Origin of the sequence: Sphingomonas sanxanigenens DSM 19645 = NX02 (genome assembly GCF_000512205.2) — a bacterium.
Taxonomy (GTDB): Bacteria; Pseudomonadota; Alphaproteobacteria; order Sphingomonadales; family Sphingomonadaceae; genus Sphingomonas_D; species Sphingomonas_D sanxanigenens.
Genome location: NZ_CP006644.1, coordinates 4,921,073 through 4,933,093 on the forward strand (window position 1 = coordinate 4,921,073; position 12,021 = coordinate 4,933,093).

General features: G+C 69.4%; 14 protein-coding genes. 13 read left to right on the forward strand and 1 reads right to left on the reverse strand.

Annotation, left to right across the window (positions count from 1 at the left end):
• The first annotated feature begins 577 nt into the window (after positions 1-577).
• From NX02_RS22510 to ung, 7 genes are all read left to right on the forward strand, one after another.
• A complete protein-coding gene (locus tag NX02_RS22510) occupies positions 578-2,290 on the forward strand; it encodes a hypothetical protein (protein WP_025294420.1) in 1,713 nt (570 codons plus the stop codon).
• A gap of 173 nt (positions 2,291-2,463) precedes the next feature.
• Positions 2,464-2,595, forward strand: coding sequence for a hypothetical protein (locus NX02_RS33955; RefSeq protein WP_281178252.1), 132 nt, complete (start codon positions 2,464-2,466; stop codon positions 2,593-2,595).
• Between the two features lie 28 nt (positions 2,596-2,623).
• The gene (locus NX02_RS22515) at positions 2,624-2,809 is read left to right on the forward strand and encodes a PspC domain-containing protein (protein WP_025294421.1); all 186 of its coding nucleotides are present in this window, start codon (positions 2,624-2,626) and stop codon (positions 2,807-2,809) included.
• Between the two features lie 98 nt (positions 2,810-2,907).
• Entirely contained in the window at positions 2,908-3,186 is a 279-nt protein-coding gene (locus NX02_RS22520; RefSeq protein ID WP_025294422.1) for a hypothetical protein, read from the forward strand.
• A 24-nt stretch (positions 3,187-3,210) separates the two neighbouring features.
• On the forward strand, positions 3,211-3,603 hold the full coding sequence (locus NX02_RS22525; protein WP_158014151.1) for a hypothetical protein: 393 nt from the start codon (positions 3,211-3,213) through the stop codon (positions 3,601-3,603).
• A gap of 135 nt (positions 3,604-3,738) precedes the next feature.
• Positions 3,739-4,146 carry a winged helix DNA-binding protein gene (locus tag NX02_RS22530; RefSeq protein ID WP_158014152.1) on the forward strand — a complete coding sequence of 136 codons (408 nt, stop codon included), beginning with the start codon at positions 3,739-3,741 and terminating at the stop codon, positions 4,144-4,146.
• A 330-nt stretch (positions 4,147-4,476) separates the two neighbouring features.
• Positions 4,477-5,187, forward strand: a complete 711-nt coding sequence (ung, locus tag NX02_RS22535; RefSeq protein ID WP_025294425.1) for a uracil-DNA glycosylase — start codon at positions 4,477-4,479, stop codon at positions 5,185-5,187.
• A gap of 51 nt (positions 5,188-5,238) precedes the next feature.
• Here ung and NX02_RS22540 read toward each other — a convergent pair whose 3' ends face one another.
• The gene (locus NX02_RS22540; protein ID WP_158014153.1) at positions 5,239-5,781 is read right to left on the reverse strand and encodes a hypothetical protein; all 543 of its coding nucleotides are present in this window, start codon (positions 5,779-5,781) and stop codon (positions 5,239-5,241) included.
• A gap of 12 nt (positions 5,782-5,793) precedes the next feature.
• On the opposite strand from NX02_RS22540, the gene NX02_RS22545 reads away from it, so the two are divergent.
• From NX02_RS22545 to NX02_RS22570, 6 genes are read left to right on the forward strand one after another with little or no spacing between them, the layout of a single operon-like run.
• The gene (locus tag NX02_RS22545) at positions 5,794-6,783 is read left to right on the forward strand and encodes a 3-oxoacyl-[acyl-carrier-protein] synthase III C-terminal domain-containing protein (protein WP_025294427.1); all 990 of its coding nucleotides are present in this window, start codon (positions 5,794-5,796) and stop codon (positions 6,781-6,783) included.
• Positions 6,780-7,781: an NAD-dependent epimerase/dehydratase family protein gene (locus NX02_RS22550; RefSeq protein WP_025294428.1), complete on the forward strand. Its 1,002-nt coding sequence runs from the start codon at positions 6,780-6,782 to the stop codon at positions 7,779-7,781. Before NX02_RS22545 ends, NX02_RS22550 begins: the two co-directional genes overlap by 4 nt.
• A complete protein-coding gene (locus NX02_RS22555) occupies positions 7,778-8,614 on the forward strand; it encodes an MBL fold metallo-hydrolase (RefSeq protein WP_025294429.1) in 837 nt (278 codons plus the stop codon). The genes NX02_RS22550 and NX02_RS22555 overlap by 4 nt, the downstream gene beginning before the upstream one ends.
• Complete coding sequence (locus NX02_RS22560) at positions 8,607-9,848, forward strand: hypothetical protein (RefSeq protein ID WP_025294430.1); 1,242 nt, start codon at positions 8,607-8,609, stop codon at positions 9,846-9,848. The genes NX02_RS22555 and NX02_RS22560 overlap by 8 nt, the downstream gene beginning before the upstream one ends.
• Positions 9,841-10,971, forward strand: coding sequence for an ATP-grasp domain-containing protein (locus tag NX02_RS22565; RefSeq protein WP_025294431.1), 1,131 nt, complete (start codon positions 9,841-9,843; stop codon positions 10,969-10,971). Before NX02_RS22560 ends, NX02_RS22565 begins: the two co-directional genes overlap by 8 nt.
• Entirely contained in the window at positions 10,968-11,981 is a 1,014-nt protein-coding gene (locus NX02_RS22570; protein WP_025294432.1) for an aromatic ring-hydroxylating oxygenase subunit alpha, read from the forward strand. The genes NX02_RS22565 and NX02_RS22570 overlap by 4 nt, the downstream gene beginning before the upstream one ends.
• The last annotated feature ends 40 nt before the right edge of the window (positions 11,982-12,021 follow it).

Consider the following 12,021-nt stretch of genomic DNA (forward strand, 5'->3'; position numbering starts at 1 on the left):
CGACGCAAGGGCCAATGGTGGAAACCGCTATAGGCTGCGGGAAGTCTGATCTTCGGAAGAGAAAGTCACCTGGGCCGGGGGTGCCACGCTGTGGGGAAAATGGCGCCCCCGACCCAGGGAAATCAGCAGCCACCCCGGTATCGACGGCTCGTGGGGAAAAGCCGTCGCCCGGTCTTGTGACTGCGACACGCGGGATGCCGAACTTTTGAGCCGGACGATGCGACCAGATACATCGCCAGACATGTTGCCATCCCGGTGTTCGCGTGTTGCCGGAGTGACTCGCCGGCAAGCATTCGAACTCGAGGTGTTTATGCGTCACATGGATGCATCCGGCGCAGTATGAGACCGCTTGTCACGGTTACATCCGCCAATTTCAAGGGCGAATGGAGCCTCGGCTGCGATGGACCGACGACTTCCTAAGGGTTTGTGTTACTGCCCGGACCAGTTTAGCGTGCATGTATCGTCGGGTATGGCCATGAGTCTTGGCCGACGTTCGCGCATCGGGGCGGACTGCGCGTGGAGCCAACTCAATGGGGTGCGCGGCGATTGCGGACGTGACGTCGCGTAGCGGGATGCCATGGGCGTTTACGAGGATGTGACCGGCGAGGGCGCAAGGCGCGGCGACGTGGAGGCGGCGGTGGCGGCGATTTCCGCCTCGCCGGAGTTCCTGCGCGCGCCCGTCATGCGCCGCCTTCTCGACTATCTCGTCCAGGAAACGCTGGCGGGACGGGGCGATCAGGTAAAGGCCTATTCGGTCGCTGTCGACGGGCTCGGCCGCGACCCCGATTTCGATACCCAGGCAGACAGCTATCCCCGCGTTCAGGTCGGCCGGCTGCGCCGCATGCTCGACGCCTATTATGCGCGCTACCCGCTGACCGCCGGCGTCGGCCTCTCGATCCCCAACGGATCCTACAAGGTTCGGCTCTTCACCGCCCAGCAAGCGGCAGCGCCTGCCACGTCGGTCGCGGCGTCGGCCACCCCGCCGGCCGGCGCCGTCGGGACTCGCGCACGCGCCGAATGGGATGCGGGAACCGCGCCGCGGCGCGGGCTGCGCTGGGCGCTCGTCGTCCTGGCGATCGTCGCGCTGCTTGGCGCCGCGATGCTCTGGCTCGTCCTCAATCCGCTGCGCAGCCTGGCGGATGCGGAGATCGTCCCCGCGCCCTCGCTCGAGCTTCAGCACGTCAGCACCGACGGCAGCCCGGAAGCCATGCGCACCGGCAACCGTGTCGACGCGGTGCTGGGCGACGCGCTTTACCGCTCGTTCGTCACCCTCATTCAGGCAGGTGTCAACGCCAGCCAGGCGGCGGCGCCCGACTACCGGCTCGTCGGGAGGGTCTCGACCACCGGCGGCGCCACCACGCTCGCCGTGCAAATCTATCATGTTCAGTCCGGCCGCCAGATCTGGTCGCAAACCGTGGCCATACCGGCCGACGCGACCCCGCTCGAACCGGTGTTGCGCCCCATGATCGCGCAGATCATCCAGCCCTTCGGCGTCATCGCCACCGATCAGCGGGCGCGCTTCACCGACCCCGCGGCGCCAGGCTTCCCCTGCCTGGTGCTCTATCACGACTATCGCCGCACGCGTGATTCGGCGATCTACACGACGGTCGATACGTGCCTCGAGCGGTCGGGCGAACTCACTCCGAACAAGACCAATGTGCTCGCAGCGCGATCTTTCATGGCTTTCGACGCAGCGCGGCTGACACCCGGCGACGCGCCCGCGCTGCGCCGGCGTGGCGCGCGGCTGGCACGTGACGCGGTGCGCGCCGATCCGTTCAGCGGCGTCGGCCATTATGCGCTGGCGACCGCCTTCTTCGCTGAAGGCCGCTGCGACCTCGGCAAGGCCAGCGCCCAGCGCTCGATCGAACTCAACCCTTATAGTGGTGAGAAACTGGCGACGCTCGGCGCGGCGATGTTCGAATGCGGCGATCCCGATGCGGAGCGGCTGTTGCGCGAGGCGCTGCTGCTCGACCCCAACGGCCCCGCCTACACGCGGACGCCGCTCGTCATCCTGCTGATCCGCCAGCAGGAGGCCGCCGAAGCGCTGGCGCTGGCCAACATGATCATTCCGCCGATGGACGCCACCCGCCCGTCCTACGATCTGACGATGGCGCTCGCCCAGGCGGCCAACGGCCGACGCGCCGCCGCCGCCGCATCGTGGCGGCGCGTACTTCGCAGCGCCGGCAGCAAGGGCGACGCAGCATCCCTTGCGGCGAGCCCGTCGCTCTCCCCATGGCTGGGGTCGCGCACGATGGAGGCGCTGAAAGAAGTCGGGCTGGTCAACAACTAGGAATATTGCCGGATCTTGGGATAATACGCCGAGAAATAGCGAAATCGTCGATCCGCAACCTATCCCGAAACCGAGAAATCCCCCGCCACGCCGTGCTTTCGCGGTTTGGCATGGCTTTTGCTGAAAGAGCGACATGGCCGCGACCCCGCGGCGCATCTTTCAGGGAGCCTGTCATGTCGATCCGTTTCGCCGATCTCCGCCGCAGCCTTGTCGCCGCCGCTGGCGCGTTGACGCTCAGCAGCCTGGCGCTCTCCGCGGCCGTCATGCCCACGGTCGCGCCGCTGACCTCGCAGCCTGCACTCTGATCCCACCCTTCTGCTTCAGGAACAGCCGATGTCGTCTTACGCCCTCGACAAATCCAATGCCAAGCTGCTCGGCGTGTGCTCGGGCTTCGCGCGCTGGACGTCGACCGATCCGTTTCTCGTCCGCCTCGGACTGGTCCTGCTGACCGTGTTCGCGTTCGGGCCGGTCGGATTGCTCGCCTACCTGCTCACGGCGTGGCTCGCCGAGGCCCGCTGAACGACCGATTAACCTCTTTGTCTTGCTTTGGAGCTGTGATCTAGGTCATAGCATGGGGCACCGTTGGCCTGTCATGCAGGCCAAAGAAGAGGTGTCGAATGTGGGGCTATAAGCATCGCGATCCAGCGATCCATAGCCGTGTTCGCGACCAGGCAGCCTGGCTGATCCGCGATCATGGCGACAATGCAGAGGATGTGCTGCGCGCGAAGATGAACCGGTCCAACATCACCAAGGATGATGCCTACCGGTTCAAGCTGACGATGGAAGAACTCGAACGTCAGCGCAAGCAAGGGCCACGGCGCAGCCGGCACCGCGGTAGCCTCTTGCAACGCATCCTCGCCCGCCTCGGATTGAATCGCCCCTCCCACGGAAGTTGATCGGCTTGGCGGCAATGCCGCCCGGTGCTAGACCGAATATATGGCCGCCTTGACCACCATGACCAGCGGACCGGGCTCGCGCCGCCGATGAACTGGCACCGGCTGACCCGCGGCGAGGATGAAGTGGTCGATGCCTTCATGGCGGCCCAGGCCGATCGCTTGAACGACCGCCTCGACGCCGCGAACGGCTGGCACGCCGATGGCCGGCGCTATACGCTCGATCCGCCGGTTCCACGTGGCCTTTCCGATACGCTCTATGCCATCGACACCGTGGAACTGCAGCGTGATCGTCCGCGAAGGATCGGCGCGATCGTGCAGCGATTGCTGGTCGCGGTGTCGCTGATCTGGGCCGCCTATACGTGTTATAGCGTATTGCTCCAGATCAAAAGCATCGCTTCCGCGTTGTTCCGCGCTTGACCTCGCTCCATCGATGCGAAACTGTGGGCCGCAATCAGGGGGGACATGGTGCGGATTCAAGGGCGCATGGGGCGTGCGCGAGCCGCGGCGGCGTCGAGGATGATTCGCCAGCCGATCATGCGGAGCGCCATCAAGGTGGATAGCGAACGCGCAGCCTATGTAAGGGCGGCGCAGGCAATCATTCGGGTCCGCGATCTCAGGGATCGCATCATCGGTGGCCACGGCCAGTTTGCGGATCCTGCCTGGGATCTGCTGCTCGATCTCTATGTCGCGACGGTTGAAGACCGGCCGTTGGCGGTGGGCGATGCCTGCGTCGGCGCACGCGTGCCGCAGACCACGGCGCTGCGCTGGATCGATCAGCTCGAGCGGCTCGGCAAGGTCAAGCGCACAGCCGATCCGTCCGACCGGCGGCGGACGCTCGTCAGCCTGACCGACGCTCAATTGTCCCTGATGGACCGGTTCTTCCGGTCGGCCGCCGATGCCGTCGGATCGTTCGGCGGCGACAATGCGAATTTCTCTTCGAGCAGTCCCAACGGAAGATAGAGCGTCGCGCCGATGTCCCGCTCCCCGGCGCGGTCGAGCAGGGTCAGGGCCTCGTTCAAAAGATCATAGGCGCGCAAAACGCGCGCGATAACGTCGCCAGAATTGGTATGCATGTTCCCCAGCCTTGTTGCGGTCCATGCTGCGCTTTTGCGGCGCTACGTCAAGAACGGAACCCACATCGGCCGGCGATCCGCTCCAAAGCGGAGCGGATTGTAAGGGGCGCGGCGATGAGGCGACCCAGCCCAGCGCCGAAGCGTTCCAGACCGCGTCATCGTTTGACAGCATCCCCGGCTTCGCCCAAGCCGGCCGCCATTCCGGTGAGGGCAGGCGGTGGCCGACGTCAAACTTCATTCAAGCTGGCTCGAGCCGCTGCGCGGCGAATTCGACAGCCCCTACATGCACACGCTCAAGGCGTGGCTGCTCGCCGAGAAGCAGGCGGGCAAGCGCATCTTCCCCAAGGGCGGCGAGTGGTTTCGCGCGCTCGACCTGACGCCGCTCGACGCGGTGCGCGTCGTCATCCTTGGGCAGGATCCCTATCACGGCCCCGGCCAGGCGCACGGGCTGTGCTTCTCGGTGCAGCCCGACGTCCGCATCCCGCCCTCGCTGGTCAACATCTACAAGGAACTGGAGGCCGATCTCGGCATTCCGCGCGCGCGCCACGGCTTCCTCGAACATTGGGCGCAGCAGGGTGTGCTGCTGCTCAATTCGGTGCTGACCGTGCAGATGGGCATGGCCGCCTCGCACCAGGGCAAGGGATGGGAGCGCTTTACCGACGCCGTGATCCGCCTGGTCAACGCGAAACCCGATCCGGTCGTCTTCATGCTGTGGGGCAGCCACGCGCAGAAGAAGGCGGCGGCGGTCGACAGCATCGATCGGGGCGGTCGCCATCTCGTCCTGAAATCCCCCCACCCCTCACCGCTGTCAGCGCATAACGGCTTCTTCGGCAGCCGGCATTTCTCGCAGGCCAATGCCTTTCTGGAACAGCATAGCCGGTCCCCGATCGACTGGGCCTTGCCCGCCATGGTCAGCGCGGCGGGCTAGCGGCGCTTCCTTCGAGCACAGAAAGAACCGAAAGATCCGCGTCCCGGCCCCTCACGCATCATCGACCGCGCATGCGCCCTCGTGCGGATGCGCGAGGCAGAGCAGCGCATGACTGGCCTGCGCCGTACTGGGGGGCGGCCCGTCGCCGAAGGCGAACTGCAGCACGAGCCGCTTCGGCGCGCCTTCGGCAACATAGAACCGCGGATCCGCGGCGCCCTCGCCATTCCGGATCGTCAGCGCGCGACCCGCAAGCGTCGCCTGCGTCACCTTGCCGTCGGTGCACAACAGATAGAAGGCGCGCCCGAGATTGGCCATCGTCCCCATCCGGATCGCAGCGATACGTTCGGGCGAGGCATCGCGCCCCGACGCTACAAAACTTTCAAGATCGACATCGACCGAAAGCGGTGGAAGCGTACATGCTGGTACCGCCACGGGCTCCACGGCAAGCATCACCCCGGCCAGAATCGTCATGAAAGGCATTATGGCCCCCTTCGTCATCCCTTCTAACACCGGATCGATCGGCGCCAAGGGCGCTTCACCGAGAGGAATTGCTTTGGCGCAATCCATGCGGCGACTATCATCCTGCCGCATCATGGCCGGTTCCGCATGATATCCTTTCGTCTCGCCGGCTTCGGCACCTATCGCCCGCGCGAGCATCGCCCTTCGACCGCGTTCGATACGCTGTTCGGCAAGCCGGCGGGCTGGACCGAGACCGAGTTCGGCATCGCCGCCCGCGGCGTCGCCGCCCCCGATGAGACCAGCTCGATGATGGCGGCCTCCGCCTGTGAGGCCGCATTGGCAGAGGCCGGCTGGCCGGCATCGTCGATCGACCTCCTCATCGGCGCTTGCGGGGTGATGGAGCAGCCGATCCCCGGCACCTCGGTGCTGATCCAGGAACGGCTGGGGCTCGGTCGATCGGGCATTCCGGCGTTCGACGTCAACCAGACCTGCCTGTCGTTCCTCACCGCGCTCGATATCGCCGCGCTCGGCATTGCGCAGGGCCGCTGGCGCCGCGTGCTGATCGCCTCGTCCGACATCGCGTCCGCCGGGCTCGACCTTGGCGTGCCCGCCTCCGCCGCGATCTTCGGCGACGGCGCCGCGGCGGTCTGCGTTGAGGCAGACGGCGGCTCCGCGGGTCTCCTCGCCAGCCGCTTCGCCACCTGGGGCGAGGGCCACGACCTCGCCGTACTCGCCGCGGGCGGCACGCGCGTCCGTGTCGCAGAGGGGTATGACGCGCTGATTGCCGGCTCGCGCTTCCGCATGGATGCGTTCGGGATATTCAGGGCCGCCGCACGCGGGCTGCCGAAACTGGTCGACGCCACGCTCGCCGAGGCGGGCCTCACCCGCCAGACCGTCGACCTGATCGTCTGCCATCAGGCGAGCGCGCCCGGCGTCGAGCATGTTCGCCGGCTGATGGGCGGCGCTCCGGCGCGCGTCGTCGACATCTTCGCCGATCATGGCAACCAGATCGCCGCCTCGCTGCCGAGCGGGCTGGTCGCGGCGCGACGCGCGGGCCTGTTGCGGCCGGGCATGTCGGTGCTGCTGCTCGGCACAGCCGCCGGGATCAGCGCGGCGGCGATGGCGCTGCGGCTGTGAGCGCGCCCCGCCACGCGCTCGTCACCGGTGCCACCGGCGGGCTCGGCCTCACGCTGGTGCCGACCCTGCTCGCCGCCGGCTATCGCGTCCGCGCCACCGGCCGCAGCACCGCCATGCTCGGCCGGCTGGCCGCGCTGGGCGCCGAGCCGCGCGCCGTCGACCTTACCGACCCGCAGGCGCTGCCGCCATTGTGCGCGGGCATCGATGTGGTGTTCCATGCTGCCGCGCTCTCGAGCCCATGGGGGCCGTTCGAGGCGTTCGAGCGGATCAACGTCACCGCCACCCGCCAGTTGCTCGCCGCCGCTTGCGGCGCTGGCTGCGACGGCTTCGTCTTCGTGTCCTCGCCGTCAATCTACGCCGCGCCGCGCGACCGCGTCGGGCTGATCGAGACGAGCGCCCCATGCGAGCCGGCGATGAACGCCTATGCCGCGACCAAGCTCGCCGCCGAGCGGCTGGTGCTGGGTGCCAACGGCATGCGGATGAAGACGGTCGCGATCCGCCCGCGCGCGGTGATGGGTCCCGACGACGGCGTGTTGCTGCCACGCCTGCTGCGCATCGTCCAGCGCGGCCGCTTCCCGCTGATCAATGGCGGGAAAGCACTGGTCGAACTGACCGACGTGCGCGACGCCTGCCGCGCGCTGCTGCTGGCCGACCGCCACCGCGTGGCGGCCGGCGGGCAGGCGATCAATATTTCCGGCGGTCAACCGGTCACCATCCGCGCGCTGGTCGAGGCGCTGGGCGAGGTGGCCGGACGCCCGATCCGGTTCAAGCCGGTCTCGGTCGATTTCGCGATGCGCGCCGCCGGCCTGCTCGAAACCATCTATGGCTTGCTGCCCGGCCGCCCCGAGCCGCCGGTCACGCGCTATGGCGTGGCGATGCTGGCGTTCTCGCAGACCTTCGACCTCAGCCGCGCGCGCCGCCTGCTGGGCTATGAGCCCCTGCATGATGCTGTGGCGAGCGCCCGCGAGGCGGCGGCGAACGCGCTGGGTCGCGCATGATCCGCTGCGGATTCGCGCTGATCGAGGCAGGCCATTGCCTGCATCCACAGGCGATGGCGCGGCGCGGCGCCAGCCTCTGCCCCACGCGATTTCCCGCGCTGGTCGGCGTGATCCGTCATCCCGGCGAAGGCGTGATCCTGTTCGACACGGGCTATGATCCCGCCTTCTTCGCCGCCACCGATCGCTTCCCGGAGCGCCTCTATCGCTGGACCACGCCGGTGAAGCTGGGCCCCGGTGAGGCGGCGGTCGATCAGCTCGCCCGTGCGGGCGTCGCACCCGATGCGGTGACCGCGATCGTGCTGTCCCACTTTCATGGCGATCACATCGCCGGACTCGCCGCCTTCCCCGCCGCGCGCCTCTTTTGCGCGCGCGCCGGACTGGAGGAGTTGCGCACCCGCGGTCGCTTCGGTGGCGTCCGGCGCGGACTGCTCGCCGCGCTGGTGCCCAGGGAGCCGCAGCGCCGCACGACCTTCTTCGAGGATCTGCCGCGCGTGACGCTGGCCGGCGATTTCGCGCCCTTCGACCAGGGCGTCGACCTGTTCGGCGATGGTGCGCTGTTCGCGGTCGAACTGCCCGGCCATTGCACCGGCCATTGGGGGCTGGCGCTGGCGATCGAGGATGGCCGGCGGCTGATGCTGGTCGGAGACGCCGCCTGGTCGATCGGCGCGATCCGCGACGACGCGCCGCCACCGCGCCTCACCACCGCGCTGCTCGGCAATACCGGCCGCTACCGCGCGACGCTCAACGCGCTGCACCGGTTGACGACGCGCAATCGCGAGATGGTCCTGCTGCCCTCGCACTGCCCCGAAGCCGCGCAGACATTCATTGGCTGACCGTGCGGCGATCCTGGCGGCATGGGCGCGCTCGCGTTGGGCCGCGCGCATCCGCGATCGGGACGCATTGGCACGGCGCCAGGCGCGGCTGTGGCGACGGATGGCACCGGCTCTGCGCGCGACACCGGCGCTGGCGCCGCATGCCGGCCGACCGCTCGCGACGCTGCCGATCACCGGCGTCGCGGCGATACGCGCCGATTTCGCGGGCTGGAACAGCCGCGGGCTCTCCGAGACCGACGCCCGCGCGGTCGCCGAGGCGGCAGAACGTGGTGAGGCGGCATTGCTCCCCGGCGGGATCAGCGCGGGCTTCTCGACCGGCAGCAGCGGTACGCGCGGCCTGTTCCTCGCCGACCCGGCGGAACGCGCGCGCTATGTCGGCCAGGCGCTGGCGCGGTTGCTGCCGGCGCGCGCGCTCCTCGGCGGGTGCCGCATCGCCTTGTGCCTGCGCGCGGACAGCGCACTCTATCGCGATGTCGGCCGCGCCGGGCGCTTCACCTTCGACTTCCTGCCGCTCGCCGCCAGCCCGGCCGATCGCGCTGCGGCGCTCGCGCGCATCGATCCGCAGGTGCTGATCGCGCCGGCGCACGTACTGGCCGAACTTGCCGAAGCCGGCATCGCCCTGCCCGCGCTCCACCGCCTGTTCTACGGCGCCGAGCCGCTGGGCGAGGCCGAGCGCGGCTGGATCGCGGCACGGCTCGGCCGCCGGCCCGATCCGATCTATCAGGCGACCGAGGGGTTCATCGGCGCGACATGCCGCATGGGCACACTCCACCTCAACGAGGAGGAGATGGTGGTCGAACTCGAACCCGTGCCTGGCACCAACCGTTTCCGCCCGATCGTCACCGATCTCGGGCGGCGGACGCAGCCGATCGTCCGGGTGAGGCTCGACGATCTGGTCGAGCCGCTGGCGGCGCCCTGCGCCTGCGGTGCCGTCACCCGCGCCGTCCGGCCGATCGAGGGGCGCGTCGACGATCTCTGGCGCTGGGAGGACGTGACGATCTGCCCGCGCGATGTCGAAACCGCGCTGGCCGACGCGCTGGGCGGCGGTGCCCGCTGGCGAGCCGTCGCCGGCCCCGCCGGAGTCACGGTCGAGAGCGATGCGCCCGACATGGCGGTGCCGGCATTGCGCGCGTTGCTGGCCAGACACCACGTCGACCGCCCCGTCATCGCCCACCCCTTTCACCCCCAATTCACCCCAAAAAGGCGGCGCGTGCGCTGGTGCAGCGGTGGCTGAGCGCGTGCTGATCACCGGCGCCCGCGCGCCCGTCGCGCTCGACATTGCGCGCAGCTTCGCCGCCGCCGGCCATGAGGTCCATATGGCGGACAGCGCGCCGGCGCTGATCGCGCGCTGGTCGCGCACGCCCTGCGCGCTGCATCGCCTGCCCCCGCCGCGCCAAGCGCCCGAGGCGTTCGCGCGCGCCGTTTCCGCTCTGGTCGCCGGGCTCGACCCGGTGCTGGTCGTGCCGACCTGCGAGGAGGTGTTCCACCTTGCGCGGCTGGGGCTCGACCGGCTGTTCGCCCCCGCGCCGGCGCGGCTGTTCGAACTCCATGCCAAGGATCGCTTCGCCGCGCTGGCGACCGGCCTCGGCCTGACCGCGCCCGAAACGCACCGCCTGGAGTCACCCGCCGGGTTGGCGGGATTCGAGGATACCGCCAGCGACTGGGTGTTCAAGCCCGTCCATTCGCGCTTCGGCACGCGGGCGCGCATCGGCCCGGCGACGCTGGACGGCATCGTGCCCGGCGCGGCCGAACCCTGGGTCGCGCAGCGACGGATCGTCGGCGAGGAAGTGAGCTTCTATGCCATCGCCCACGCGGGGACGCTCGCCGGCTTCGCCGCCTATCGATCCTCATGGCGGCTCGGCGGCGGCGCCGGCTATGCCTTTGCGGCGCTGCCCGATGTGCAGGCGCAGGCGCTGGGCGAGATCGCCGGCCGGCTTGCGCCCGCGGTCGGCAACGGCCAGTTCGCCTGCGACGCGATCCGCGACCGTGACGGCCGCTTCCATCTGATCGAATGCAACCCGCGCGCGACCAGCGGCGCGCATCTGTTCGGCCGCGGCCCCGGCCTCGCACGGGCGATGTTGGCGGGCACCGCGGTGGCGCCGGTGCGCGGGCTGCGGGTGCATGTCGGCCCCGCCCTGTGGTGGTTCGGCATGGGCACCGCCTTGCGCCGCGGCCGCTATCGCGACTGGTTCGGCGAGCTGCGCCGCGGCCGCGACGTGGTCGGCGCACCGCGCGATCGTTGGCCGATCTTCGGAGCCGCGGCGGACAGCGCGCAGTTCGCCGCGCGGGCGCTGCGCCATCGCCGCACGCTCGCCGAGCAGATGACCGCCGACATCGAATGGAATGGGGAGGCATGACGCCGCTGCCGCCCAACCTGCGCGAGACGTGGCTGCCCGTCGCCCTCTCCCGCCACCTCAGGGCGCGGCCGATCGCGCGGATGGCGGCGGGGGTCCCGATCGTGCTGTTTCGCGGGCGCGACGGCATCGGCGCGCTGCGCGACCGCTGCCCCCACCGCAACCACCCGCTTTCACGCGGCCGCGTCCGCGACGGCGCCCTGCAATGCCCCTATCATGGCTGGCGCTTCAGCGCCGGCGGCGCCTGTGTCGAGACGCCGGGCATCGCACTCGATCCCGCCCGCGCCGGCGCGCTCGGAGCGGAGCCGGTCGGCGTGGTCGAGCGCCATGGCGCGATCTTCGTGCGGGTCGCCGGCGATGATGGCGGCTTCGCCCTGCCGCCTTTGCTCGGCGACCCCGACAATGACCATTTCTGGTGGGCGCAGGGGCGCTGGCGCGGCCGCGCGCTCGACGCGATCGAGAATGTGCTCGATCCCTTCCACACCAATTTCATCCATGACGGCTTCATCCGCCGCGCCGAACGGCGGATGCCGGTGACGATGCGCGTCGATGCCCGCGCGCACGACATCGCGGTGACCATCGAGCAGGACAGGCCGGATTACGGCCTCATGTCCCGCGCGCTGGAGAGCGGCGGTCGCACCGGCAGCGTCACGCACTATTATCCGCCCGCGACGATCCAGGCGCGGTGGCAGGGCGCCGAACGCCTGACCTTGTGCGTCACTGCCTTCTTCACCCCCGAGGCGCCGGACCGGTTCCGCCCCTTCGCCTGCTTCACCACCCCCAAGGGCCTCGCCCCCGCGTGGCTGAAGCAGGCCGCGATCCGCGCCTTCCTCGCCCCCGTCGTCCGGCAGGATCGCATCGCGCTGGAACGGCAACTGGCGACGATCGAGCGCTTCGGCGGGCCGCGGTTCGTGCAGGGACCGGGCGATTTTCTCGGCCCCCGAGTCGCACGGCTTTGGGCGGGCGAGACGATCGCGCCCGCGCAGGAGGGGCCGTTCGCGGTCGAACTGTGATTTCGCGGAGACGGAAATAATTCTGCATTTGACCGCTGGC

Bases quoted from the DNA above. Each gene is read 5' to 3' on its own strand.
- NX02_RS22510 (WP_025294420.1), top strand. From the start codon at position 578: ATGGGCGTTTACGAGGATGTGACCGGCGAGGGCGCAAGGCGCGGCGAC.
- NX02_RS33955 (WP_281178252.1), top strand. From the start codon at position 2,464: ATGTCGATCCGTTTCGCCGATCTCCGCCGCAGCCTTGTCGCCGCCGCT.
- NX02_RS22515 (WP_025294421.1), top strand. From the start codon at position 2,624: ATGTCGTCTTACGCCCTCGACAAATCCAATGCCAAGCTGCTCGGCGTG.
- NX02_RS22520 (WP_025294422.1), top strand. From the start codon at position 2,908: ATGTGGGGCTATAAGCATCGCGATCCAGCGATCCATAGCCGTGTTCGC.
- NX02_RS22540 (WP_158014153.1), bottom strand. From the start codon at position 5,781: ATGATGCGGCAGGATGATAGTCGCCGCATGGATTGCGCCAAAGCAATT.
- NX02_RS22545 (WP_025294427.1), top strand. From the start codon at position 5,794: ATGATATCCTTTCGTCTCGCCGGCTTCGGCACCTATCGCCCGCGCGAG.
- NX02_RS22555 (WP_025294429.1), top strand. From the start codon at position 7,778: ATGATCCGCTGCGGATTCGCGCTGATCGAGGCAGGCCATTGCCTGCAT.
- NX02_RS22570 (WP_025294432.1), top strand. From the start codon at position 10,968: ATGACGCCGCTGCCGCCCAACCTGCGCGAGACGTGGCTGCCCGTCGCC.